Origin of the sequence: Pseudomonas serboccidentalis (genome assembly GCF_028830055.1) — a bacterium.
Taxonomy (GTDB): Bacteria; Pseudomonadota; Gammaproteobacteria; order Pseudomonadales; family Pseudomonadaceae; genus Aquipseudomonas; species Aquipseudomonas serboccidentalis.
Map to the genome: position 1 here is coordinate 5548254 of NZ_CP101655.1, position 24590 is coordinate 5572843.

The following is a 24590-nucleotide window of genomic DNA, read 5'->3' on the forward strand; positions in this document are numbered from 1 at the left end:
CTGCGGCAGCTCCTACAGAGACTCATTCTTTCGAAGTGCCTCGATCGGAGTTCCATCTGATGTCCGAAACCACCCCCAATCCGCCGCCCACAGACGCGGTATCACCCTACGAATCCCACAACTCCAGAAAACTCCACGAAGCCGCCGAACGCGCCCTCGACCACTACCTGGCACCCGCGCAAATCATGGCGACGCCCTACACCCCCAGCAGCATGTTCATGGTCAACCCGCAAACCGACACCGAATCCCTGCTGGCCAACGCCTGCGAATCCCTGGCCTCGGTCACGGTGATGCTCGGTGATTTCGCCGGCACGCTGGAAGGGCCGAGTCGCAATACGGCGCTGGGCATTGCCCAAGTGGTGATGCTGGGCGAGTTGGCAGTGAATCAGGCGCTGGATAACGTCGTGCCCAAGGATTAGGCGGCAACTGTTATGGCCTCATCGCGAGCAGGCTCGCACATTGGATATGCGGTGCTCAGCTATTTCATGCCCGACAAAAAGTCCCCTGTGGGAGCGAGCCTGCTCGCGAAAGCGGTGTTTTAGCCAATACATCAAGTGCCTGACACGGCCTCTTCGCGAGCAAGTTTGCTTCCACAAGGAATGATTGTTTCAGATGAAGACGATCTCGTACGGCAGTCGCATGCGTTCGAGGATGACCGGCGGCAGCATCGGTGCAATGCCGATGGCCGGTTCGCCCTTGAGCTGACTGGCGTAGGCATGGGTGGCGTGGCTCTTGCGCGCTACGGTCCAGGTATCGAGCCGCAGCTTGCGCGCGCGTTCCCAGGGGATCAGGCCTTGGTCGCGCTCGGGCCAGTGCCAGGCCCAGACCGGCACGTCATGGAAAGTGGCGCCGACTTGCGCCGCCGCTTTGGCACTCGCGCGTCCGACCGTTTCGTGGTCGTCATTGCGATCATTGCGCCAAGTGCTGAACACCACGTCACCGGGGCGCAGGTAGCGAGCGATGAAGTCGGTCAGGTCGGCCTCGCGGTCGAGCAGCGCATTGTCGGTGAACCCGCCGCGCACCCATTTCAGACTGTGCATCGGCAGGCCGAGACGGCGCAGGGCCTCGACGCTTTCCTGCGGGCGAAACACGCTCAGGCGCTTTTCCGACCATTGCCGCGAGCCGGGATGGCTGGCGCTGCCGTCAGTGATCGAGAGCAATTGCAGGGGATGGCCGAGGCTGGAGAGCAATTGCAGGAGACCGCCGCAGGTCACCACTTCATCGCCCGGATGTGGCGCGACCACCACCGCTCGGGCACCGGCGGGTACCAGACTGTGGGTATTGATGACGGGGATGTTGTCCAGTTGCGGGGCGCTGTTCCAGATTTGCGCCGGCAATGGGTTGTCGCTGAGGGATAACGGTTTCATGGGTGTTACGTCCTTGTCGTGTCTGGCCCTCAGTCGTACAGACGCCGCAGAAAATCAGGCGTGCGCGACCCGTGAAGGCGGATGGATTGCCGTGCGACGCTCCGAACCCTGGATTGCCGCGCAGCAGAGTATTGCTCAAGACGGCCGGTTCGTCGCGTCACAGATCAATCTGATCCGCTTTTTTTTGATCGATCTGTACCAGGTGGCGCAAATAATCACCGAATCCGCCGCGTGCACGGCTGTCCAGACGAGCACTGGTGTGCACTTGCGGGCGATGGCTCCAGGCGATGTCGGCGCCGGACAGCTCCAGGTTTCGCACCAGTTGCACATCCTCATCGCAGGCCAGTGGCGGGAAGCCCCCGGCCCAGCGGTAGGCGTCGGCGCTGACCCCAAGGTTGGCGCCGTGGATGTGCCGATGTCCGTCGCGGGCCTGATAGTGGCGGTGATAGCGGATCTGAGCCGACTCATTGAACGACTGATCCCAGTGCTCGACGGTCACCGTGCCGCACACCGCGTCGGCACCGAGCCCCAGCTGCGCCACCAGCCAGTCATCGGCCACGCGGCTGTCGGCGTCGGAGCAGGAGATCCAGCGCGCACCGCGCTCCAGCAGGACCTGCGCGCCGGCGGCCCGGGCCTGACCGACGTTGCGCGCGTCGATGTGCAGACTCAGCACCGGAAAGTCGCTGACGATCTGCGCCGAGCGGTCGGTGCAGCTGTCGAGCACCACCAGCACCTCCACCGGTTCGCCGGCCAACAACCCGTGTTTGCTGGCGCGCAACGCAGCGGTGAGGCATTGCCCGAGCAGGTCTTCCTCGTTGTGTGCAGGAATCAGAATCCCGATCATCGCAGGCCCTCCAGCGCGGCCACCGAGCGCGGTTCGCGGCTCCAGACTTCGAGAATGAAGTCGGCTTCCTGATGCAGTGCCACACGCGGCAGCGGCAGGTGTTCGTGGATCAGGTCGTGGACCTGACGGGCATTGAGCGGGCAGCCGTCGATCGGCGGGCGCCAGTGGCACGCCAGCAGTTGACCGTCGGCGGTCAGGGATTCACTGATGCGCCGGATCACTTCTGTCAGATCCTGGGCATTGAGGTAGTAGCCGATTTCGCTAAATACAATCAGGTCGAATTTTTCCTCCGGCCAGTCGCCAGGCAAGCGACTCTGGCGCACTTGGGCGTGGTCAAAAAGACTCAATCGGGTACGCGCCAGAGTCACCGCCGCGCTGGCGGTGTCGCAGCACAGCAGACGGTCGCAACGGCCGGCGAGTTCGGCGCTGAGCTCGCCATTGGCGCAACCGGGTTCGAAGATCGCCCGGTAGTGCGCCCGGGGCAGGGCAGCGAGGGTGATGGCGCGTTTGCGCTGTTCGTACCAGCGCTCGCGGAAGGCCCAGGGGTCGTCGTTGGCACTGAACAAACCGTCGAAATAACGATCGTCGACGCTCATAGAAACACCACTTCGAAAGGTTGCAGCAGACGCTCCACCACGTAGGGCGCGAGCACGGGTGGCAGGCCGGCCTGCGGGTCGCCTTCCAGTTGGCTGGCGAATGCATGCACCGCGTGGCGTTTACGTGCGACTTGCTCGGGGGACAGCAAAATCTTGCGCGCTCGCTGCCACGGCACCGAGGCGTCTTCGGGATCGGCCCAGTGCCAGGTCCACACCGGCAGTTCGTGACAGGTGACGCCGACCCGGCGTGCGGCTTCGATACTGGCGCGGCCGACGGCTTCGTGATCGCAATGACCGTCCTCGCACCAGGTGCTGAATACCACGTCACCGGGGCGCAAGTGGCGTTCAATGAACTCGACGAGCGCCGGTTCCTGCGCTGCCACCTGGGTATCGGTAAAACCGCCGCGCAGCCATTTCATCCGGTGCAGCGGCACGCCGAGGCGGCGCAGGGCCTCGGCCGATTCCTGTGGGCGAACCACGCTCAGACGCTCCACCGGCCAGCGCTCGGAGCCGGGGTGGCTGGCGCTGCCATCGGTGACCGAGATCAGCTCCAGGGGCCGTCCGGCCGCAGCAAGCAGTTGTAACAGCCCGCCGCACCCGAGTACTTCATCGTCCGGGTGCGGGGCGATGATCACGGCGCGGGTCCCGGGCGGCACCAGGCTGAGGACATCGACACTGTCCAGCGCAGCCAGATGCCGGGAATGTTGCCATTGGTGCAGGGACGTGCCCTGACCGACGATCGGGTTGGATTTTCTGGCGGCGTTCATAGTGTCCAGACCTCCGCGGGATGTTCGGCCAGCCGTTGGCCGAGGGTCGCCAGGTCGCGCTCGGCGTGGCTCTGGCGCAGGAACACCGGCAGATCGGCGCTCAATCGGGCGAAATGCCGGTCTTTGCAGAACGGCCCGGCACCGAGTGCCCGGCCGACTTCGCGGATGACTTGTTCGGCCGACTGTTCGACCACAGCGCGGGCACGCCTCGCCAACAGTTCGGCGTCAGCCTCTGGGTGCGCATCGATGTGCAGTGCACTGAAGCGCAGCACGTTGGCCGCCGCGTACAGCGCCGCATCGACGGCGCCGAGATGGGCGAGGGCGTGCGGCTCCTGACGTTGTGCGCAGTGTTGGCGCAGCGCTTCGGCAATCTGCCGCGCCGCACCGTACCAGCACGCGGCGATGCCGATTCCGCCCTGCCAGAAACCGGGGCGTTGCAGGTAATCGCCGGGGTTACCGATGGCTTGCGCCTCAGCACCGTCGAACAGTACTTCGACGCTGCCGGTGGCGCCCATGCCGACTGCCTGCCAACCCTCATTGGTCATGCTCACGCCCGGTTGATCGAGGGCAACGGCGACCAGTTGCTGACGCTCTTCGGCGTCCCATGCGGTGAGCAGCGCATGGCTGAGCACCGCTGCGCCGGAGCACCAGGCCTTGCGGCCGTCGAGACGCACCATGTGTCCGACCGGGCGCACGTGCACCCGCGCCTGCGGTGGCTCGGCGGCCCACATGCCCCAGGTACTGCCCGGCGTTGGCGAACCGCCGAGTTGTTCGATGATTGCCAGGGCATCGGTATGGCCTTCGTAAAGTTTGCACAGGCCCAGATCGTGCCCGCCGACTTCGGCCAGGAGCTGAAAACGCTCCAGCGTGCGACCGCTGCCCGGCAACGGCAGTTGATCCAGCCCGGCTTCGACCATCGCCCGCAGGCACTGGCCGAGGGACGCGGTATGGGGATAGTCCGGCGGGCGGCGCGCCAGATAACTGTGCAGGTCCATATCAGTCTTCTTCTTCGCGTTGCAGTTCGAACAGCAGCAACGAACGGCCAGTGACGGAATATTGATGACCGAACTCGAAGCGCTCCTGACCGCGAATCGCCGGTTGATTGGTATCGACCATGCAGGTCCAGAAACGGCCCTCCGGCACTTCCGGCAAGGTGAAGTTGACGATGTCGTGGTGAGCGTTGACCACCAGCAGCAATGTCGCGTCGCCAGCCTTGCGGCGGATTCCGGTTTCCTGAGCGCGGCCATCGAGGAGCATGCCCAGGCAACGATTGTGCGCGTCGTGCCAGTGTTCGGTGGTCATCTCGGTGGCGTCCGGCGCCAGCCAGGTCACGTCCTTGACGCCGATGTCCTCGTTGTACTCGCCGACCAGAAAACGTCCGCGACGCAGAATCGGATAAGCCAGACGCAACTTGATCAGGCGTTTGACGAACTTGAGCAACGCCTTGCCGTCCTCGCTGAGGTCCCAGTTGACCCAGCCGATGTCGCTGTCCTGACAATAGGCGTTGTTGTTGCCGTCCTGAGTGCGGGCGAATTCGTCGCCGGCGACGATCATCGGCGTGCCCTGGGCCAGCAGTAGGGTGGCGAAAAAGTTACGCATCTGCCGATGGCGCAGCGCATTGATCTCGGGATCGTCGGTCGGGCCTTCGACGCCGTGGTTCCAGGACAGATTGTTGTTGCTGCCGTCCTGATTATTCTCGTCGTTGGCTTCGTTGTGCTTGTCGTTGTACGACACCAGGTCGTTGAGAGTGAAACCGTCGTGGGCGGTGATGAAGTTCACCGACGAATACGGTCGCCGCCCGCGCTGGTTGAACATCTCGCCGGAGGCGGTCATGCGGCTGGCGAAGTCGGCGACCTGGCCGTCGTCGCCTTTCCAGAACGCGCGTACGGTGTCGCGGAACTTGTCGTTCCACTCGACCCAGCCCGGCGGGAAGTTGCCCACCTGATAGCCACCCGGGCCGCAGTCCCACGGCTCGGCGATCATTTTCACCTGACGCAGCACCGGGTCCTGACGGCAGGCGACGAGGAAGCTGTGGCGTTCGTCGAAACCGTCGTGATAACGCCCGAGAATGGTTGCCAGGTCAAAGCGGAAGCCGTCGACATGCATCTCGCTGGCCCAGTAGCGCAGCGAGTCGGTGACCATTTGCAGCACGCATGGGTGACTCAGGTCGAGGGTGTTGCCGGTGCCGGAATCGTTGATGTAGAAACGCTTGTCGTCGGGCATCAGCCGGTAATAGGAGGCGTTGTCGATACCGCGCATCGACAGGGTCGGGCCTTGCTCATTGCCCTCGGCGGTGTGGTTGTAGACCACGTCGAGGATCACTTCCAGATTGGCCTCGTGCAGGTGCGCGACCATTTCCTTGAACTCGGCGATCTTGCCGCTGGCCAGGTAACGCGGGTCCGGGGCGAAGAACGCGATGCTGTTGTAGCCCCAGTAGTTGGTCATGCCCTTGTGCAGCAGGTGCTGGTCGTTGACGAAGGCGTGGATCGGCAACAACTCCACCGACGACACGCCGAGCTTGCGGATGTGTTCGAGCACGTCATCGACCATCAACCCGGCAAACGTACCGCGCACGTTCTCTGGCACCGAGGGGTGACGCATGCTGATGCCGCGCACGTGGGTTTCATAAATGATGGTCTTGTCCCACGGCACGCTGACCCGGTGATCGTGGCCCCAGGTGTGGGCCGGGTCGATGACTTTGCACTTGGGCACGAACGGCGCACTGTCGCGTTCGTCGAAACTGAGGTCGGCATCCGGGTGGCCGATGGTGTAGCCGAACAACGCCTCGGACCATTTCAACTGGCCGACCAGTTGCTTGGCATACGGGTCGATGAGCAATTTGTTGTGGTTGAAACGGTGACCGTTGGCCGGGTCGTAAGGGCCGTAGACGCGATAGCCGTAGATCAGCCCCGGGTGGGCGTCGGGCAGATAGCCGTGGAAAATCTCGTCGGTGTATTCCGGCAGTTCGATGCGTTCGAGCTCGACTTCGCCGGCATCATCGAAAATGCACAGCTCAACCTTGATGGCGTTGGCGGAAAACAGCGCAAAGTTCACCCCCAGTCCATCCCAGGTCGCTCCGAGCGGGAAGGGCAGGCCTTCACGGATTCTGGACGGCTCAGCGTGCGCTGCGGGCTCGGCTTTCTTTGGACGGGTCATGATTGCTCCTGCAAACGGGGAAATTCTGATCTGATACAAAACCGTGTAGGAGTGAGCCTGCTCGCGATTGCGATCTGACATTCAACATTAATGTCGCCTGATATACCGCAATCGCGAGCAGGCTCACTCCTACAGGGGGTATTGGTATTTCTTGAGGACGAGTTGGCCCTCGGTGGCGAGCAAACTCGCCACACGGTCATTCAGTTCAATAATCCGGGGCGTGTCAGTTGGCCGGGGGCTTGCGGGGTGCCCGGGGCTTTTTCTCGGTGGCTTTTTCGCCCGGCGGGACGATCTTGGCGGCGCCGGCCGGTTTGGCTTTAGCAGCTGCCGGTGCCTTCGGTTTGGCCGCTGCTGCTTTACCATCCGTGTCTTTGGCAGCGGTCTTGCCGGCGGTTTTGCTGCCCGCCGCTTTCGGTGATTTCTTCGGCGCCAAAGCCTCGGCTTCAGCCAGTTTGCGCGCCATTTCCCAGTGGCGCGCTTCGTGACCTTCAGGCTTTCCTTCCGATTCCCAGATCTGATAGGCAAACTCGCGGATGCGTTTATCGTCGGTACTCATCGCAATGCTCCTGAACTGAACTCGTCGTTACGTAAAGAGTTGGATAAAGAGATTGACCGGGATATCCCCCAGCGCGGCGCTGACGTTCAGCTCCCTGTTTTTTGTGACTGCGCGGCTGTGAAAAAGTCCCTTCAGGTTTGTGTCAGAGGCGGCAAACGGTAAAACCACCCGCGTATCGCCCCAGCGCGGCGCATCGACTTGCGGCACGGCACTGTTTTCCAGCAGCGTCGCGCAGCGGATCGGCACGATCACGATGGCGTATGTCCCCTCGTGTTCACGGGCAAACGCGAGCACGTTGTGCGCCTGGCTGCCCAGCACCTCAAGGGCCTGGTACGAGCCGCGCCGGAACAGCTCGGCATGGTCGGCGCGCAGGTTCAACACTTGGGCGATCAACGCTTGCTTGATGCGCCCGTCACGCCAGTCGGCCAGCAATGTCTCGACCTCTGCATTCCCGTGCAGGGCATGCTCGCGGGCGGCGTAATCCACCGGCCGGCGGTTGTCCGGATCGACCAGGCTGAAGTCCCAGAACTCGTTGCCCTGATACAGATCCGGCACCCCCGGCACCGTCATGCGCAGCAAGGTTTGCGCCAAGCCATTGAGGGCGCCGGCGGCGGCGATGCTGTTGACGGTCTTGCTCAGCGCGGCGCGCAGCAGTTCGCCTTCGTCACCGGTGAGCAGGCGTTGGGTGAACGTCTGGGCAGCGTTTTCATAGGCTTCGTTGGGCGCACTCCAGCTGCTTTGCAGCTTGGCTTCGCGCAGGGCTTTCTGTTGCCACTGCCAGATGCGCTGCGCGTAATCGGCAAAGCCTGCCGAATCGTCATCGCGCAGTTGCAGCGGCCAACTGCCGAGCAATGCCTGATAGAGGATCAGTTCATCGGCGGACGACGGTACTTGATCATCGTCACGCAGTGGCCGGGCGAGGGCACGCCATAGCTCGACCTGTTCGGCGTACCAGTGGCTGCGTTCACTGAGCACTGCGAGGCGCGCCCGGGTGTCTTCGCCGCGTTTGTGGTCGTGGGTGGCAGTGGCCAGCAAGTTATCGGGAAACGCATTCAGGCGCTGCAGATTGATCGCATGGAAGTCACTGACCGGCGCGCTGAACTGTTCGGTGTTGTAGCCGACGTCATTGCGCGACAGCAGCACCGCCGAGCGATACAGCGCGGTGTCTTCGACGGCTTTGGCCGCTGCCGGTGAGGTCAGTTGCTGGAAGCGTACGCAGGCGTGTTTGAGGATCTTGCGCGAGCGCCCGCGCGGCGTGTGCCGCCACGGTGTGCCACCGAGCCAGGCGGCCACGCAGTCGAGCACCGGCCAGTCGCCTTCACCCAGGGTCTGGCGGGCACCGTCCATGGCCTGCTGGAAGAACTGTTCATCCTGCGTCGAACGGCCCAGTGCGCTGATGTAAGTGCGATACACCGGGAAGTGCACGATCAGCGCCTGCAATACCCGACGGATCGCGCCGAGGGTCAGGTCGCGGGTCATCAAGTCATCCCGCGCCACTTGCAGCAGCGCCTGGGCGACGCTTTCGCAATCGCTGGCCAGCGAGCCGTTGAGGATCTGCTGGCGTGCCAGTTGTGCTTCTTCGATGAACGCCGCCGGACGCTCGGTGCGGCGTTGCCAGAGGTCGCCGAGCACGTACTCGCCATCCGGGTCGTGTTGCAGCAGCGACAGTTGATTCATGAATTCGTAGCCGGTGCTGCCATCCACCGCCCAGTCACGGCGCAGGGTTTCGCCAGCACCCAGGATCTTCTCGACGTAGATCGGCAAGTGGCGGCCCGGGGCGAGCAAGTCGAGGCGGCGGCGCAGTTTGCGGCAGTAACCCCGCGGGTCGGCGAGGCCGTCGATGTGGTCGATGCGCAAGCCGTCGACCAGCCCTTCGGCGATCAACTGGAAGATCTTGCCGTGGGTCGCTTCGAACACCGCCGGACGTTCGACGCGAAGGCCGCCGAGTTCGTTAATGTCGAAAAAGCGCCGCCAGTTGATGTCATCCGCTGCCGTACGCCAACTGGCCAGGCGGTAACTTTGGCGTTCAAGCAACTGATGCAGCTTGTCGAAACCTTCGGCGGTGGTGGAATCGTAATGCGCGAGATTTTTCTCGATCGCTGCGAGGATTTGCGAATCGCCTGCCAGTTCTCGCAGTTCATCCTTGAGCGGCAGCGCCAGCGAATGAGCGTCGGTCTGGTAGCTGAGGGTACTGAAGCGATCGGCCAGGGCTTTCAGCGCTTCGACCGGTTTGAGCAGTTCACCGTAGTCGTTCGGGCAGATCGGGAAGTGATGTTCGTAATGCTCGACGTGGAAGCGTCCCTGGTGCGCATCGAAATGCAGTTTCAGCGTGCCTTCCTGCAGGGCGATGCCGTAATCGCTGCCGAGAAACGGCAGCAGCAACTGACCTTCCATCAATGGGTCCGGCGAGTGCCACTGAATGTCGAAGAACTCGCCGTAAGGGCTCAGCCGGCCCCATTCCAGCAGGTCGAGCCACCACGGGTTGTCACCGCCGCCGACCGCCATGTGGTTAGAGACGACGTCAAGGATCAGCCCCATTCCATGTTCGCGCAGGGTACTGACCAGACGCCGCAGCGCCGGCTCGCCGCCGAGCTCCGGATTGACTTGCGTCGGGTCGACCACGTCGTAGCCGTGCATCGAGCCGGCCCGTGCCGCGAGCAGCGGCGAGGCATAAATGTGGCTGATGCCGAGGCTGGCAAAATACGGTACCAGCGGCACCGCCTGTTCCAGGGTGAAGCCCTTGTGAAATTGCAGGCGCAAGGTCGCGCGCAGTGGCTGGATGAGCGTCTGGTTCATTGGTCACGCTCGGCAGCCTGAAGGCGGGCGCAGGCCAGCAGTTCCAGACGCCGCGCCGCATCGACACCGTCGAGCAAGGCTTCGCTGTTGCCGGGCAGGCGCCGCGACCAGTTCGGGTGGCTGTCGATGGTGCCGGGCAGGTTGGCCTGTTCGTCGATGCCCAGCGCATCCTCCAGCGGCAGCAACACCAGCGGCGCCCGGGTATGGCCGAGGAAACGCACACTGGCGTCCACCACCTGATCGGCTTCGTGGGACTCTTCGCGAAAGTTCTGCGGGTCCTGACTCAGGGCGCTGCGCAAACCTTCGCGTTCACGCTGGCGATGACGCCGCCACTCGATTTCGCCGTTGGCGTCGACAAACCCCAGGCGCGCATTCCAGTCGATGTCGCGGCCATGCCACCAGCCGTTGAGCGTCGGCAGATCGTGGGTGGTTGTGGTTGCCAGGGCGTTGTCCGGCCAGTCGAGAATCGGTTTGAAACGGGTGTTGTCCTGTTCGAACAGCAGCACGCGCATGCCGAGAATCGAGCGGGCACTGAGTTTTTCCCGCAGACCTTCAGGCACGGTGCCGAGGTCTTCGCCGAGGACAATGGCCTGGTGACGATGGGATTCGAGGGTCAGCAGGCGCAGCAAGTCGTCCACCGGGTAATACAGGTACGCACCGTCGGCGGGTGCGGCGCCGTTGGGGATCACCCACAGGCGTTGCAGGCCCATCACATGGTCGATGCGCAACCCGCCGGCGTGGGCGAAGTTGGCGCGCAGCATGTCGATGAAGGCGCGAAAGCCGTTGCGGATCAGGCCCTCGGGAGAAAATGCGGAAATCCCCCAACCCTGACCGGAGCGGTTGAGAATGTCCGGTGGCGCGCCCACGGTGAGCGAGGCGAGCAGTTCATCCTGGAAACTCCAGGCCTGACTGCCGGCACCGTCGGCACCGACTGCCAGGTCGGCGATCAGGCCGATGCCCATGCCGGCGCTGCGGGCGGCGGTTTGTGCGCGCTCCAGGCAGCGGTGGATCAGCCATTGGCAGAAGGCGAAGTAGCCGATGCGCTCGGCGTATTCCTCGGCGAACGCTTCGAGGGCGGCGCCACGCGGGTCGTGCCAGTGTTCCGGCCATTCGCGCCAGTCGAGGCTCTCGCCACGGGCGGCGCGCATTTCCTGAATGGCTTCGAAGCGGCAATGGTTTTCCAGTGCTTCGCCACCGCTGTGGCGGAAACTGGCGAAGTCCGGGTGCAACGGATGCTCGCCGGCAACGAAACCGTCGTACAAGGCTTGCAGCAGTTTTTGTTTGGCGTCGGCAGCGCTGGGCCAATCGATGAGTTTCTGATCTTCCAGCTGCCGGAATTGCTCGGCCAGACCGCTGGCCTCGATCGCATCGCGCAGTGCCCGTTCGCCGAGGATGGCGCCCGGTGCGGCGTACAGGGCATTGAGGAACAGACGGCTGGACGGCGAATAGGGGCTATAGCGCCCGGTGTCGGCGCTGAACATCGCGTGCAGCGGGCTGATGGCCAGCGCATCGGCGCCGCGCTCACCGGCGACCCGAACCAGTTCTTCCAGCGCCTGCGTGTCGCCGAAACCGCCATCGCCGGGGCGGCGCAGACCGTACAGTTGCGCACTCAGGCCCCAGACGCGGGGGATTGGGTTGTCCACGGCATCGCCGACGCTGAAGCAACGCTCCGGCGCCACGGCCAGGGTGAAATACTGATCGGCGATGTGCACCTGTTGATAGCCGACCGGGATCAGCCCCGGCAGCACGGCTTTGTCATCGAGCTTGAGGTTCATCCGCGCGCCGTCTTCGAGGTGGATTTCGCACGGGGTTTGCGGTTCGAAATAGCGCGCCAGGTCTATGCCGACGCCAACGTCTGCAGTCAGCAGCGGCGGCAGGTGCCGGTCCTGCTGGACTTGTTGCAATTGCAGCAGGCTGGCATCGATTTCCTGAGCGGTATTGGCTGGGTGTCCCAGTCCGACAAGAACATTGCGCAGCACCGCCGGGGCGACTTTTTGCGGGCGGCCGTTGGCGTCGATCCAGTCGACGGCGAGGCCGGCTCTGCTTGCGAGAATTTCCAGTTGCGCATCGCTCATAGGCGCTCTCCATCCAGAGGTTGCAAGGGGGTTGCGGCCGTGAGGCTGACAAGCGCGCAATACGCGGGCAGTTGGCCCGGTTCCGACAGGGCCACGGCGGGTGGCTGCTGAAACAGCCACACGGCGTCGTTCTGTGCAGGGTTGACCACTGGCGTGTCGCTGAGGTTCAGGTCAATTCGCAGCTCGCTGCCATCGCCCAGGCGCCAGCGTGCACTGACCGCGCCGAAGCCGAGGATGTGCGCGCCGAGTGCCTGGGTGCCGGACAGGTTCGGGATGATGTAGCGATGGCGCAATTGCAGCAGTTGCCGGTACAGCGCGAGGGTTTGTTGCTGGTTGGCGCTGCCACTGCCGATCAGTCGCGGCTGTGAGGTGTGGAAGGTCTGTTCGGCATTCGGGTCGGGAATCTGCTCGCGCTTGTGTGGATCGGTGAAGGCGCTGAACCCGGCGAATTCATTCCGCCGTCCTTCGCGCACCAGGTCCGCCAGTTCGCCGTGGTGGCTGGTGAAAAACAGGAACGGCTGATCGGCGGCGAACTCGTCGCCCATGAACATCAACGGAATCATCGGCGACAGCAGCAACAGCACGGTGGCCGCCTGCACCGCCCGAGGATCGGCCAATTGATGCAGGCGCTCGCCAAAGGCGCGGTTGCCGATCTGGTCGTGGTTCTGCAGGAACAGGATGAACGCGGTAGAGGGCAGGTGTTCGCTCGGCTCGCCACGCGGTTCGCCGTGACGGGTGATGTGACCCTGAAACACAAAACCCTGGCTCAGGCAGCGCGCCAGTTGTTCGGTGGGTTGCAGCGCATAGTCGGCGTAGTACGCGTCGGTTTCGCCGGTCAGCAGCACGTGCAAGGCGTTGTGCCCGTCGTCGTTCCACTGCGCGTCGTAATCCTCTTCGAGCAGGCTCGACTGGTTGAGCTCGTTCTCCACGGTCAGCCAGACGTGGCGCGTCGGATCGATCTGTTGGCGGATGCGCTGTGCCAGTTCGGGCAGGAAGTCCGGGCTTTCGATCGCGTGAACGGCGTCCAGACGCAGGCCGTCGAAGCGGTATTCCAGTACCCACATCAGCGCGTTTTCGATGAAGAAATCCCGCACTTCACGGCGGCGGAAATCGATTGCCGCGCCCCAGGGCGTGTGTTTGTCTTCGCGAAAGAAGCCTTTGGCGTAGCGCCCGAGGTAATTGCCGTCGGGGCCGAAGTGGTTGTAGACCACGTCGAGGATCACCGCCAGACCATGGCCGTGGGCGCTGTCGATCAGGTGTTTGAGCTGTTCCGGCGTGCCGTAGGAGGCTTGCGGTGCGTAGGGCAGCACGCCGTCGTAGCCCCAGTTTCGGCTGCCGGGGAACTGCGCCAGCGGCATCAGTTCGATGGCGGTAATCCCCAGTTCGGCGAGGCGCGCCAGATGCTGCTCGACTTCGGCAAAGCCGCCAAGTGCGCCGACGTGCAGCTCGTAGATTACCGCTTCGCTCCACGGCCGGCCGTGCCAGGTGGTGTGGCGCCACTGATAGGCCAGCGGATCGACCACCACGCTGTGGCGGTCAAGGTCGCCGTCCTGGGCGCGAGAGGCCGGGTCGGGCACTTCCAGTTCGCCATCGATGTTGTAGCGGTAGCGGGTGCCCGCCGGGCACCGGGCCTTGATCACAAACCAGCCATCGCCCTGCGGCAGCATTGGCAGGGACTGACCGTTGGCGAGTTCGACACTGACGTAAAACGCATCCGGTGCCCACAGCGCGAATTGCGTGTGTTCGGCGTCCTGCATGATCGCGCCGTGGGGCCAGTTTTCTTGGGTCCGTAACGGCATCGTGGAAAACTCCCTGAGTTATTTGTGGCCGGCTTTACCCAGTGCCTTGGCGACCAGTTGTTCGTAGAGTTCGGCGTAGGGTTCGACGGCTTTGCACCAGTTGAACGGCGCGGCCATTGCCCGGCAGCGCATGGCGTTCAGCAGGTCAGGGAAGGCGAATACCTTGAACGCGCGACTCAGGGCTTCGCGGTAGCTGTCGGCGGTGGATTCGTCGAAGAGGAACCCGGTGACGCCGTTCTCGATGGTGTCGGCCAGCCCGCCGGTATTGCGCGCCACCGGCAACGAGCCGAAGCGCTGGGCGTACATCTGACTCAGCCCGCAGGGTTCGTAACGCGATGGCATCAGCAGGAAATCGCTGCCGGCAAACATGCGCCGGGCGTCGGTTTCATTGAAGCCGATGCGCACGCCGATCTGCCCGGGAAAGCGCAGCGCCAGTTCGCGCATGGCCTGTTCTTCTTCCGGTTCGCCACGGCCGATGATTGCGATCTGGCCGCCGTTCTGCACGATGTACTCGGACACCGCCTGAGTCAGGTCCAGACCTTTTTGATAAACCAGACGCGAGACCACGGCGAACAGCGGCCCGGTGGAGTCCTTCAGACCGAACAGATCCCGCACATGGGCGGCGTTGACGGCCTTGCCGTCCCAGTCACCGATGTGGAACGGCGCGAACAGGTGCGGATCCGTCGCAGCGTCCCAGCTCTCGTCGATGCCATTGGGGATGCCGCTGAGCAAGCCTTGCTGGGTCTTGGCGGCGAGAAAGCCGTCGAGACCGCAGCCGAAATCCGGGGTGGTGATTTCCTGCGCATAGGTCGCGCTGACCGTGGTGATGTGGCTCGAATACGCCATGCCGGCCTTGAGGAACGACATCTTGCCGTAGAACTCCATGCCTTCCTGTTGCAGGGCATGGGTCGGAATGCCGAGCTCCGGGCACGAGCCGAGGCTGGTCACGCCCTGGTAGGCCAGGTTGTGAATGGTGAACAGGGTCGGCGTGCGCTGCCCGCGCCAGTGCATATAGGCGGGTGCCAGACCGGCGGGCCAGTCATGGGCGTGCACCAGATCCGGGCACCAGTGAATTTGCGCAAGGTTGGCGGCGATGTCGGCAGCGGCCAGGCCCAGGCGGGCGAAACGAATATGGTTGTCCGGCCAGTCGCGGCCGTTGTTGGCGCCGTAGGGCGAGCCTTCACGCTCATAGAGTTCGGGGCAGATCAGGACGTAGATCACCAGCCCGTCCGGCATGTCCATGCGACCGATCTTGCACGGTGGCAGCGCGGCGTGGCCACCGAGTTCGCCGATGATGTGGATCGGGTTTTCGCTGTGCATCACCTGCGGGTAACCGGGGATCAACACCCGTACATCATGCAAATGCGCCATGGCGCGAGGCAGGGCGGCGGAGACGTCACCCAGACCGCCGGTCTTCACCAGGTCGGCGATTTCCGAGGTCACGAACAATACTTTCTTTTTGTTGGGATTCTGGCTGGCGACCGGCGTCAGCGTTTTGGTGCCCGGGACGTTGATCGACCGGCTGCTGGGTAGACTCACGGTGCTCGATTCGCCAACCGCCTGCTGAGCACGCTCTCCCTGAATATCCAATGCCGCACTGATCATATGAATCTCCCGTATCGTTGATCTGATTCTTGTCTCGAACAAGCGATGTCCATGGCCAAATCCTGTGGCCGGGCGCAAATGCGCCACGCATCGGTGAGCAAACGCTACCCAACACGCGCAAGCAGAATGGGTGAAGGGGCCGTTGCAAGGATTGCACCAGTAGCGTTGACACTCTGTTTCAGATGACCCGTCGCTTCGCGCAAAAGTTTCGAGTTTTTTTCCGCGTTGTGACCGACAGGTCGAGCGCTGCGAAAATCAGTCTAGGCCAGATCCTAGAGCGGGTCGGAGCAAATGGGTAAATTGTTCGACAATCGGTTTGCAGGCAACGAAAGTCGTGGTGTCCAGGTGCGAATGCACCGACGAAGGGCAGGTTTTTTTGCTTGAAAGGGCCAAAACGGTGACTGGTCGGTCACGATTTTGTGCTAGCGAAAAGGGAGGGCGCACTGTTGTGGTGCGGGCAGATTGTTGCTGGGGCGTCTGTGCGGGCCTCATCGCGAGCAGGCTCACTCCTACAGAGAAACGCATTGCAATGTGTAGGAGTGAGCCTGCTCGCGATGGCGTCGGAGGGCGCGCCGCAACGAGAAATCGCGGTCAGTTCAACAGGCGAACCGGACTCCCCGCCGCCCAGCCCTGAATATCCTCGATCATCTGCGAAAAGAATTGCTCATAGTTTTGCCGGCTGACATACCCCACATGCGGCGTGGCCAGTACGTTGTCCAGCGTTCGGAACGGGTGCAATTCAGGCAGCGGTTCCTGATCGAATACATCCAGTGCGGCCCCGGCGATGCGTTGTTTCTGCAAGGCCTTGATCAGCGCCGCTTCATCGACGATCGGCCCGCGAGCGGTGTTGACCAGCAGCGCCGTCGGCTTCATCCAGTCCAGCGCCTGTGCATCGACCAGCCCGCGACTGCGCTCGCTGAGCACCAGATGCACCGACAGCACATCGGCCTGTTCGAACAGTTGTTGCTTGCTGACGCAGGTCACGCCGGATTCCTGGGCGCGTTCGGCGGTGAGGTTCTCGCTCCAGGCGATCACGCGCATGCCGAACACCTGAGCAAATTTCGCCACCTTCTGGCCGATGCTGCCAAGCCCGAGGATGCCCAGGGTCTTGCCATGCAGATCACCGCCCAGCCCTTGCTGCCAGCCGCCGGCACGCAGGGAATTGGCTTCGTTCACCAGATTGCGCGTGGCGGCCATGATCAGCGCCCAGGTCAGTTCCGGTGCCGCGTGCTTGTAGCTGTCGGTGCCGCAGACCTTGATCCCGAGGCTGGCGGCCGCCTGCAGGTCCAGCGCCGCATTGCGCATGCCGCCGGTGACCAGCAGCTTGAGGTTGGGCAGGCGCTGGAGCAGGTCATGGTCGAAACGCGTGCGCTCGCGCATCACGCAGATCACCTGATACGGGCCCAGTCGTTCGGCCAGGGCGGCGTTGTCCGCCGGGTACTCATGCACAAACGTCACTTCACCGATGCTGTCGAGCGCCGACCAGTCGACCACGTCCCGTGCCACGTCCTGCCAGTCATCAATCACTGCAATCTGCACCGCCATCAGCCTTACCTCATCAACGAACGGGATTGGTATTGTTCAGCCAGCCCAGCAAGGCCTGATGAAACTTCGCCGGTTCTTCCATCTGCGGCGCGTGGCCCATGCCGGGGAATTCCACCAGTGTCGACTGCGGGATCAGCTTGGCCACCTGCTTGCCGAGCACATCATAGTGGCCGATCTTCGCCTTGACCTCGGGTGAGGCGAGATCCTTGCCGATGGCCGTGGTGTCGGAGGTGCCGATCAGCAACAGGGTCGGCATCTTCAAGTCCTTGAACTCGTAGTACACCGGCTGGGTGAAGATCATGTCGTAGATCAGCGCCGAGTTCCACGCCACCTGGGTTTTGCCCGGGCCATTGCTCAAACCGGCGAGCATGTCGACCCAGCGGTCGAATTCCGGCTTCCAGCGGCCGTCGTAATAAGTGCTGCGCTCGTAGTCGCGAATGCCTTGGGCGGTGACTTTCAGTTCACGCTGATACCACTGATCGACGGTGCGCCAGGGCACGCCGAGCGCCTTCCAGTCTTCCAGACCGATCGGGTTGACCAGCGCCAGTTGCTCGACCTGATCCGGGAACAACAGGGCATAGCGGGTGGCGAGCATGCCGCCGGTGGAGTGGCCGAGCAGGGTGGCTTTCTGGATGCCCAGTGCCTTGAGCAGTTGCTGGGTGTTGGTCGCCAGTTGCTGAAAGCTGTACTGATAGTGGTCGGGTTTGCTGGAAGTGCAGAAGCCGATCTGATCCGGGGCGACGACCCGGTAACCGGCCTCGCTCAAGGCCTTGATCGAACTGTCCCAGGTGGCGGCGCAAAAATTCTTGCCGTGCATCAGCACCACGGTACGGCCATTGGCCTTGCCGTGGGCGGCGACATCCATGTAACCCATTTGCAGGGACTTACCCTGAGACTGAAAGGCAAAGTGCTTGAGTGTGTAGGGATATTGAAAGCCTTGCAGCTCGGGGCCATAGGTCGGGGCATCGTTCGGGGCTGCGCCGGGCGCCGCTTCGACGGGCGCGGCGGCATGGGCAAACAGCGGCAAAGCGGCAGTCAGGAACAGGCCGGGCAGCCAGCGGGATAGCGTGACGGACATAAGGGCGAACTCCATTGAAATCGGCCGATGCTGGAACGCCCGGATTAGGGCGACGTTAACCACAGGCAACCGTAACGCCGGAATGTTCAACCGAGCCAGCCCAGCGTCAACATCGCCACCACGGCGTAACGCGCACCCTTGGCGACGGTGACGATCAACAGAAAGCGCCCGGGCGGCTCGCGCATGACGCCGGCAATCAGGGTCAGCGGATCACCGATGACCGGCAGCCAACTGAGCAGCAGCGACCAGTGCCCGTAACGCTCGTAGTGTTGGCGCGCAGTGGCCATGTGTTTCGCGCTGACGGGAAACCAGCGCCGATCCTGAAAGCGTTCGAGGCGGCGTCCCAGGCACCAGTTGACCAGCGAACCGAGCACATTGCCCAGCGTCGCCACGGCCAGCAGCCCCCACAGCCAATAACGCTCACTGACGATCAGGCCGACCAGCAGCGCTTCGGATTGCAACGGCAACAGCGTCGCAGCGCCGAACGCCGCCGCGAACAGCCCGACGTAACCGACGGCCATCAGTGGGCCGGGTAGTCCGCCACCACCACATCCGTGCCGTCCTTCTTCAGGCCGATCACCTGATAGGCATCGCTCATGCCGTCCATTTCCATGCCCGGCGAGCCCATCGGCATACCCGGTGCGGCCACGCCCAGCAGGTCGTCGCGTTTGCTCAGGGCGAGCACTTGTTCAGCCGGGACATGGCCTTCAACGAACTTGCCGTTGATCAGCGCGGTATGGCACGAGCCCAGGCGCGGTGGCACGCCGTGTTGTTGCTTGAAGCTGCTCATGTCGCTTTCGACGTGGTCCTCGACTTTGAAACCGATGGCTTCGAGGTGGCTGATCCATTTTTTGCAGCAGCCGCAATTGGCGTCGCGATGGACTTCGATCGGGATCAGGTCGGCGGCCTGGGCCAGGGAGGACAGGAGCAGGGCGCTCAGGGCGGCCAGTCGCAGGGAAGTTCGCATGATGAGGTCTCGGCTGGGATGACAGTCAAAAAGGAAAGCATTTTGACCGGATTATCCTGCCCGGCATCAACGGAGTGTTTCAAGTTGATACAAGGCAGGCTGGCCGGATGATCGTCGGTCAAGCCTGACAGCCTGCTGAGCGAGACATTACAAATCTGTCAGATACGAAGCGACTCCCTGTAGGCGCTGCGGCAGGCTGCGATCTTTTGACTTTGATTTTGTGAACCAGGATCAAAAGATCGCAGCGTGCCGCAGCTCCTACAGGAGAATGGTGGGTTACCGGACTTTGAAGCGCCCCATGATCGCGCTGACCCGGCTGTTGGCTTCCAGCAACTGGCGGGTGTTGAGTTCGCTGGTCTGGCCGCTCTGCACCAGTTCTTCGACCATGTGGCGGATTTGCACCATGCTGCGGTTGATCTCTTCGGTCACCGCACTTTGCTGTTCGGCAGCGGTGGCGATCTGCGTGCTGAGGCTGTTGATGTGGCTGACCGAACCGGCCATTTCATCCAGACCCGAGTTGACCCGCGCTGTGGCGTCGGCGGCGGACTGGCAACTGGCCTGGGTGTTTTCCATGGCGCTGACCGACGAACTCACGCCTTGTGTCAGACGGGTGAGCATTTCGTTGATCTCCGAGGTACTGGCCTGGGTGCGGGCGGCGAGGGCGCGCACTTCATCGGCGACCACGGCAAAACCGCGCCCCTGTTCCCCGGCACGGGCCGCTTCAATGGCGGCGTTGAGTGCCAGCAGGTTGGTCTGCCCGGCAATTGCGCCGATCACCCCGAGAATCTCGGTGATGCGTTGGGCGTCCTGCTGCATGTTCTCGACTTTCTGGGTGGCGCTGGCCACTTCGTCGATCAACGCCACCACGCTGTTGGTCGCTTCGCCGACCACCACTCGCGAACGGTCGGCGTTTTCGTTGGCGCGTTGAGTGAAGGCGGCGGTTTCAGCAGCGTTCTGCGCCACGCTGTCAGCGGTCGAACTCATTTCGGTGATGGCGGTAACGGTCTGATCGGTTTCCGAAGCATGACGCAACAGGATCTGGCTGGTATGCGCCGACGTCCGTTGCAGGTCGTCGAGGCTCGTGGCCATCGCGCCGGTCGCCTGGGTCACCTCACCGATCATGTTTTGCAGGTAGGCAATGAACGTGTTGACCGAGTGGCCGATGGCTCCGAGTTCATCTTCGGCGCGGATGGTGATGCGTCGGGTCAGGTCGGCATCGCCGCTGGACAGCAAGTCGATGTTGGCTTTCAGCGCTTTCATCCGCGACACCAACTGGCGGATCGCATAGACCTGCAACAGCACCAGCAGAATCACCAGTGGAATCTGCAACAGGCTCAAGGTGCTCAGCACATCGTCACGTTGAGCGGTGAGCATTTTGGTCGGCAGGGCGGTGGCGAGGAACCACGGCGTGCCCTCGATCGGGCGCATGAAGAAGGTGCTGGCCTCACCGTTATTGTCGAACTCGACGCGTTGTGCCTGCTCGCGATTCTGCAGGCCGGCCTTGACCTGGCTGGCGAAGGTCGAGCCGGCAGCCAGTTCGCTGATGTTCTTCAGCACGATCGGACCGCTGATGCGCGAGCTGTTGCTGATGATTTTGCCGTCGGCCTCGACGATCAGCATTTCGGCATTCAGGTCTTTTTCCTTGCGCGCCACCAGGTCATTGAAGAAGCCGAGGGTCACGTCGATGGTCGATACGCCCCAGACGCTGCCGTTTTTCTGGATCGCCATGGCGCAGTTGGTGCGCGGCTCGGCACTGGCGTCATCCTTATAAGCCGCAGCCCAGGCGCACTGGCCGCGCGGGGTCTGCATGCCGCCCTTGTACCAGCTCTGGTCGTAGTAGTTGGGCGCCGCGTCGCTGTTCCAGAAGGTGTTCACCGCCAGTTTTCCCGAGGCATCGCGGTGCCAGAAGGTGCTGAATTTATTGCGCCCGGCCTCACGCTGGCCCGGCAACGGCCAGATCCCGCCGCCAAACACTTTCAGCTCGCCATATTGGTCGACCAGCCCAGGCAATACCGTGTCGATGGCCGCGCTGTCGAGCAGGGGAATGGTCTGGGTGATGCTGCGCTGCTGCGCCTGGACTTTGTTCAGTTCGCCCTGAATCTGCTCGGCGACTTCGGCGATGCGATTGAGCACCACCTGCTCTTCGGTATGACGCAGCTTGGGCGCGACCAGTTGGCTGATACCGACCACGGTCAGTACCGACAGCAGCAGGATGAACAGAACCAGAAACAGCGTGTAGCGAGCCTGAATGGTGCGGAATGCGGGCATGGGATACCGGTCCTTGAGCTGCGATTTCTTATTGTGGAGTCGGGGAAAAACGGCGGGGTAACACCAGCGTATCGTCGGCGTACGAGGAAGCTTTAGGTACTTTCGTCCAAGAAATCGCGGGGCTGACCAAAGGCAGGTATCGGCGCTGATACAAACACATTGACCGGCCAGTGCGGGGGCTGAAAAATTCAACGGGGGCGTTTGAGTAATCACCGGAAATGCCCGAGACAGCACGCTTGTCATCATTTGTATCGAGAATGTACAAAAATTGTAAGCGACAGCACTAAAAGGGTTGGTGCCACTAGTTGGCCGGTAGATACTCCCCGGCATTCGAGTGGTCCATCAGGACATTTCATGGTTATTTCACAGGGAGTCTTCTCATGACGATCGGCATTGTCGGCGGCTGGGAGAGCAAGGCAGGGGTGCTGGTTCGCAATACGGGCGCAAAAAAACAGGTGGCTCAGAGCGTCAAGGTGCAGCAGATGCTGACCTTGGTCGGTAATGACCCGAACGCGCTGAACACCGCGGAAATGGACAAGCAGGGCCTGCGCAAGAATCTCAAGGGTTTCGATCCGGCGAACACCTCGGTAAAGCAATTGGGCAACCTGAGTGCATTCCTGCGTGGCCGTGGGCTGATCTCTGAAATCACTTCCTTCACGTTGCTCAATGCGGGCGACAAGTTCGACCGGTTCGGCGTGACCAAAGACGTTGATGCCAAGTTCAACGCGCTGGAGTACTTCGCGACCCAGCTCGACGCCATCCAGAGCAATGGCCTCAATGGCAACGCTTACGGCAAGAACCTGATCCCCGAATATAAAAAGGCGATCTACGTTCTGCAGAACCTGAAAACCTACGGTGAAGGCAACGCGCCCAAGCCTGTGGACCAAGGCGTCAAGGCCAAGGCATAAGCCGACTCTCTGCGGCCCGCTCATCCTTTGGGCGGGCCGTTTTCATTTCAGTTCTGATTCATTTCACCGAGCTCCCGGGCCTGATCCTGCAGGTGCTGCATGTGCGGGCAGTGCAAGGTCAGCGCGCAGGGCTGATAGCCGCGATGAAACAGCGCCAGCCAGCCTTCGCCGCGATCATCGGGAATAACCCCGGTGAAGGTGAAACCCACTGCAGTCAAGTTGTCCAGCGCGCTGGCAAATCCCTCGGCGAGCCGCAGCCGGATTGACGTCAGCCAGTGCGCAGGCAGTTGCCCCAATTGCTTGAGCAGGTTGTCATCCAATGCCTTGAGCGTCACGTCGTAACGCCCCGATACGTGTTCGAAATGCACCTTCGGCCCCTTCCAGGGTGGGGTTTTGTCTGCGATGCCAAAGACGGCTTGCAGATGCAGCATCAGTTCGCGACACGCTGCGGGCCAGACCAGCGCGGGGAGCGGACGTCGATAACCGTCAATGCTGCAGTAGCCGATAACGATTGTCTCGCGTCCCGGCCCGCCAAACGGTGAGGGCACGTAGTCCGGCAACAATCCGCAGCTGTGAAACCCCAGACTGGCAGCCATGCGTTGGGTGTACGGGTGCTGCGTTACCTGTTTGATCGTGACACCCCGGCAATCGAGCGCTTGTGCATGAGTCAGCAACTGTTGGCCCAACTGCGTGGCAATGTTCTGCCCGCGCGTGTCCGGGTGCACCACGCTCAGCGCCAGCTCCGCGGTCGATGAGTGACAGGTCGTCTGGCGAAACAAGGTGGCGTGTCCACGGATCTTGTCGTTTACCAGCGCCACCAGTGAGTGCCAGCGACCGTTGCAGTGGTTTTGGCTGATCATGCAGGGCAGGTAAACGTGCGGTTGAACGTAATGATCGCCATAAATTTCCCGAAACAGGCCACTGACCGCCGGCGCATCGGTGATGCGATAGCGGCGCAGGGTCACCGGGTTCATCCTCTCTGCCTCTGGCATGGGGCGCCATATGCCCGTCGGTCGACGATCCGCTGGCGTTTGCCGGAGCGCGGATGACAAGTCAGCTCATCGTTTGTGAAAGCGATCACCTGCAGGTCGAGCAACTGATCGTCGTGCAGGTTTTTGATCAGCGGGTATTGGTCGATCAGCGCGCTGCGCAGCCTTGAGCTCGCCAGGAGGATGTCATGCGTTCGCAGGGCCGGTACCCATCTGAGGCTCAGCAGGTCTTTATTCCCCTCCTGCTCGATGACCAGTTGCCAGTCGTCGCTGTTGCCAATGGTTTGCACCAGATCGCCGACATGCCCTGTGTCCAGGCTCAGCACACCCACGCGTACGCGCTGGCTGTGCATGCTGCGGCCTGCCAGGGCGAACTTGCGCATTGGCGTGCCGGACGGTTCGCGCCAGCAGGCCAGGTCGCCAACCGGGTAGCGGATCACCGGCATCAGGCGACGCGTCAGATTCGTCAGAACCAGTCGCCCGTTGCGGCCACATTCTTCAATGACCTCACCGGTCGCCTCATCAATGATTTCCAACACACTGTGACGCTCCAGCATCCGGTGCTCGCCCAGGGCGCAATCGCGGGCACTGATGCCGATCAGGCCTGCGTCGACACTGGCATAGCCGATCGACGCGATGCGTGCGTTGGGGAATACCCGGTGAAGCAATTGCAGCTGTGCGCCAAACAGGCTTTCACCCCCGTATAGCAGGGTATCAACACCCTCCAGGGTCCGGGACTGGCGTTCAAGCCAGGTGGCAAACTTCAGCAGTTGCGCCGGTACGCCGGCCAGCACGTTGATCCGGTAGGCCGCGATCGAGTCGGCCAATGCGCTGTTGTCGACGTCCCCGGTGAAGGGGAACTCGCTGACGGGTGTCTGGACATGGGCCAAGGCGTCGTGGACGAACACGAAGCTGGCATACAGGTCGCCGACGAAAAACAGATTGGCAACCCGGTCGCCGGGGGTCAGCTGTGCTGTGAGGTGGCTGCCAAAATCGCGCACCAGGGTTTGCCATTCAGTGCGGGTGAACAGTGAAAGTTTGCCTGAACCGGTGGTGCCCCCGGTCTTGAAAACCAGCGCATCGTGCAGGGGGCCGGTCAATACCGGCCACTGGTCCGGGTTCTGGCTGCCGCACCAGTATTGCTCAGGGTCGATCAAGGGCAGTTCGGTCAATGCGTTGATGTGCGCTGCGACCTCTGTGAAATGTTCGCGCCAATACGCCGAATGTTGGCGAGTGAAGCCGAGCAAGGTGTTCAATTCAATGATGGTGTTCAT

19 protein-coding genes and 2 pseudogenes are annotated in these 24590 nt (G+C 62.5%); 2 read left to right on the forward strand and 19 right to left on the reverse strand.

The features are described 5' to 3' along the window. Positions 1–59 precede the first annotated feature (59 nt). Positions 60–419: a DUF6124 family protein gene (locus tag NN484_RS25300; RefSeq protein ID WP_215500242.1), complete on the forward strand. Its 360-nt coding sequence runs from the start codon at positions 60–62 to the stop codon at positions 417–419. A gap of 189 nt (positions 420–608) precedes the next feature. Here NN484_RS25300 and NN484_RS25305 read toward each other — a convergent pair whose 3' ends face one another. From NN484_RS25305 to NN484_RS27430, 17 genes and pseudogenes are all read right to left on the reverse strand, one after another. Continuing rightward, positions 609–1367 carry a PIG-L deacetylase family protein gene (locus NN484_RS25305; protein WP_127647039.1) on the reverse strand — a complete coding sequence of 253 codons (759 nt, stop codon included), beginning with the start codon at positions 1365–1367 and terminating at the stop codon, positions 609–611. Between the two features lie 157 nt (positions 1368–1524). Continuing rightward, positions 1525–2211, reverse strand: coding sequence for a glycosyltransferase family 2 protein (locus NN484_RS25310; protein WP_215500241.1), 687 nt, complete (start codon positions 2209–2211; stop codon positions 1525–1527). Next, a complete protein-coding gene (locus tag NN484_RS25315; RefSeq protein ID WP_274658188.1) occupies positions 2208–2807 on the reverse strand; it encodes an SAM-dependent methyltransferase in 600 nt (199 codons plus the stop codon). The genes NN484_RS25310 and NN484_RS25315 overlap by 4 nt, the downstream gene beginning before the upstream one ends. Continuing rightward, entirely contained in the window at positions 2804–3574 is a 771-nt protein-coding gene (locus tag NN484_RS25320; protein ID WP_274658189.1) for a PIG-L deacetylase family protein, read from the reverse strand. The genes NN484_RS25315 and NN484_RS25320 overlap by 4 nt, the downstream gene beginning before the upstream one ends. Then, on the reverse strand, positions 3571–4569 hold the full coding sequence (locus NN484_RS25325; protein ID WP_274658190.1) for an acyl-CoA dehydrogenase family protein: 999 nt from the start codon (positions 4567–4569) through the stop codon (positions 3571–3573). Before NN484_RS25325 ends, NN484_RS25320 begins: the two co-directional genes overlap by 4 nt. 1 nt (position 4570) lies before the next feature. After that, a complete protein-coding gene (glgX, locus tag NN484_RS25330) occupies positions 4571–6730 on the reverse strand; it encodes a glycogen debranching protein GlgX (protein ID WP_274658191.1) in 2160 nt (719 codons plus the stop codon). A 223-nt stretch (positions 6731–6953) separates the two neighbouring features. Further along, complete coding sequence (locus tag NN484_RS25335; RefSeq protein ID WP_215500237.1) at positions 6954–7286, reverse strand: DUF2934 domain-containing protein; 333 nt, start codon at positions 7284–7286, stop codon at positions 6954–6956. A 27-nt stretch (positions 7287–7313) separates the two neighbouring features. Then, on the reverse strand, positions 7314–10082 hold the full coding sequence (locus tag NN484_RS25340; RefSeq protein WP_274658192.1) for a malto-oligosyltrehalose synthase: 2769 nt from the start codon (positions 10080–10082) through the stop codon (positions 7314–7316). Continuing rightward, positions 10079–12157, reverse strand: a complete 2079-nt coding sequence (malQ, locus tag NN484_RS25345) for a 4-alpha-glucanotransferase (RefSeq protein ID WP_215500235.1) — start codon at positions 12155–12157, stop codon at positions 10079–10081. Before malQ ends, NN484_RS25340 begins: the two co-directional genes overlap by 4 nt. Further along, complete coding sequence (treZ, locus tag NN484_RS25350; protein WP_215500234.1) at positions 12154–13956, reverse strand: malto-oligosyltrehalose trehalohydrolase; 1803 nt, start codon at positions 13954–13956, stop codon at positions 12154–12156. The genes malQ and treZ overlap by 4 nt, the downstream gene beginning before the upstream one ends. A gap of 18 nt (positions 13957–13974) precedes the next feature. Next, positions 13975–15561 (reverse strand): glycogen synthase GlgA, encoded by a 1587-nt coding sequence (gene glgA, locus NN484_RS25355; protein ID WP_274658193.1) that lies wholly within the window; start codon positions 15559–15561, stop codon positions 13975–13977. 591 nt (positions 15562–16152) lie between these two features. Next, complete coding sequence (locus NN484_RS25360; RefSeq protein ID WP_215500232.1) at positions 16153–17106, reverse strand: D-2-hydroxyacid dehydrogenase family protein; 954 nt, start codon at positions 17104–17106, stop codon at positions 16153–16155. Positions 17107–17119: 13 nt separating this feature from the next. Further along, on the reverse strand, positions 17120–18184 hold the full coding sequence (locus NN484_RS25365) for an alpha/beta fold hydrolase (protein ID WP_274658194.1): 1065 nt from the start codon (positions 18182–18184) through the stop codon (positions 17120–17122). An 86-nt stretch (positions 18185–18270) separates the two neighbouring features. Then, on the reverse strand, positions 18271–18705 hold the full coding sequence (locus tag NN484_RS25370; RefSeq protein ID WP_274658195.1) for a YqaA family protein: 435 nt from the start codon (positions 18703–18705) through the stop codon (positions 18271–18273). Continuing rightward, on the reverse strand, positions 18705–19151 hold the full coding sequence (locus NN484_RS25375) for a DUF411 domain-containing protein (protein WP_274658196.1): 447 nt from the start codon (positions 19149–19151) through the stop codon (positions 18705–18707). The genes NN484_RS25370 and NN484_RS25375 overlap by 1 nt, the downstream gene beginning before the upstream one ends. A 276-nt stretch (positions 19152–19427) precedes the next feature. Continuing rightward, positions 19428–19955 (reverse strand): annotated as a pseudogene (locus NN484_RS27425) (methyl-accepting chemotaxis protein); the annotation flags it as partial. 333 nt (positions 19956–20288) lie between these two features. Next, positions 20289–21749, reverse strand: a pseudogene (locus NN484_RS27430) (HAMP domain-containing protein); the annotation flags it as partial. A 50-nt stretch (positions 21750–21799) separates the two neighbouring features. On the opposite strand from NN484_RS27430, the gene NN484_RS25385 reads away from it, so the two are divergent. Further along, the gene (locus NN484_RS25385) at positions 21800–22327 is read left to right on the forward strand and encodes a hypothetical protein (protein WP_215500228.1); all 528 of its coding nucleotides are present in this window, start codon (positions 21800–21802) and stop codon (positions 22325–22327) included. 47 nt (positions 22328–22374) lie between these two features. On the opposite strand, the gene NN484_RS25390 is transcribed toward NN484_RS25385, so the two are convergent. Continuing rightward, the gene (locus NN484_RS25390) at positions 22375–23301 is read right to left on the reverse strand and encodes a GNAT family N-acetyltransferase (RefSeq protein WP_274658198.1); all 927 of its coding nucleotides are present in this window, start codon (positions 23299–23301) and stop codon (positions 22375–22377) included. Continuing rightward, positions 23298–24590 (reverse strand): phenylacetate--CoA ligase family protein, encoded by a 1293-nt coding sequence (locus tag NN484_RS25395; protein ID WP_274658199.1) that lies wholly within the window; start codon positions 24588–24590, stop codon positions 23298–23300. The genes NN484_RS25390 and NN484_RS25395 overlap by 4 nt, the downstream gene beginning before the upstream one ends.

Excerpts from the sequence above, each read along its gene's own strand:
- NN484_RS25300 (WP_215500242.1), top strand. The coding sequence starts at position 60 with ATGTCCGAAACCACCCCCAATCCGCCGCCCACAGACGCGGTATCACCC.
- NN484_RS25305 (WP_127647039.1), bottom strand. The coding sequence starts at position 1,367 with ATGAAACCGTTATCCCTCAGCGACAACCCATTGCCGGCGCAAATCTGG.
- NN484_RS25310 (WP_215500241.1), bottom strand. The coding sequence starts at position 2,211 with ATGATCGGGATTCTGATTCCTGCACACAACGAGGAAGACCTGCTCGGG.
- NN484_RS25315 (WP_274658188.1), bottom strand. The coding sequence starts at position 2,807 with ATGAGCGTCGACGATCGTTATTTCGACGGTTTGTTCAGTGCCAACGAC.
- NN484_RS25320 (WP_274658189.1), bottom strand. The coding sequence starts at position 3,574 with ATGAACGCCGCCAGAAAATCCAACCCGATCGTCGGTCAGGGCACGTCC.
- NN484_RS25325 (WP_274658190.1), bottom strand. The coding sequence starts at position 4,569 with ATGGACCTGCACAGTTATCTGGCGCGCCGCCCGCCGGACTATCCCCAT.
- glgX (WP_274658191.1), bottom strand. The coding sequence starts at position 6,730 with ATGACCCGTCCAAAGAAAGCCGAGCCCGCAGCGCACGCTGAGCCGTCC.
- NN484_RS25335 (WP_215500237.1), bottom strand. The coding sequence starts at position 7,286 with ATGAGTACCGACGATAAACGCATCCGCGAGTTTGCCTATCAGATCTGG.
- NN484_RS25340 (WP_274658192.1), bottom strand. The coding sequence starts at position 10,082 with ATGAACCAGACGCTCATCCAGCCACTGCGCGCGACCTTGCGCCTGCAA.
- malQ (WP_215500235.1), bottom strand. The coding sequence starts at position 12,157 with ATGAGCGATGCGCAACTGGAAATTCTCGCAAGCAGAGCCGGCCTCGCC.
- treZ (WP_215500234.1), bottom strand. The coding sequence starts at position 13,956 with ATGCCGTTACGGACCCAAGAAAACTGGCCCCACGGCGCGATCATGCAG.
- glgA (WP_274658193.1), bottom strand. The coding sequence starts at position 15,561 with ATGATCAGTGCGGCATTGGATATTCAGGGAGAGCGTGCTCAGCAGGCG.
- NN484_RS25360 (WP_215500232.1), bottom strand. The coding sequence starts at position 17,106 with ATGGCGGTGCAGATTGCAGTGATTGATGACTGGCAGGACGTGGCACGG.
- NN484_RS25365 (WP_274658194.1), bottom strand. The coding sequence starts at position 18,184 with ATGTCCGTCACGCTATCCCGCTGGCTGCCCGGCCTGTTCCTGACTGCC.
- NN484_RS25370 (WP_274658195.1), bottom strand. The coding sequence starts at position 18,705 with ATGGCCGTCGGTTACGTCGGGCTGTTCGCGGCGGCGTTCGGCGCTGCG.
- NN484_RS25375 (WP_274658196.1), bottom strand. The coding sequence starts at position 19,151 with ATGCGAACTTCCCTGCGACTGGCCGCCCTGAGCGCCCTGCTCCTGTCC.
- NN484_RS25385 (WP_215500228.1), top strand. The coding sequence starts at position 21,800 with ATGACGATCGGCATTGTCGGCGGCTGGGAGAGCAAGGCAGGGGTGCTG.
- NN484_RS25390 (WP_274658198.1), bottom strand. The coding sequence starts at position 23,301 with ATGAACCCGGTGACCCTGCGCCGCTATCGCATCACCGATGCGCCGGCG.
- NN484_RS25395 (WP_274658199.1), bottom strand. The coding sequence starts at position 24,590 with ATGAACACCATCATTGAATTGAACACCTTGCTCGGCTTCACTCGCCAA.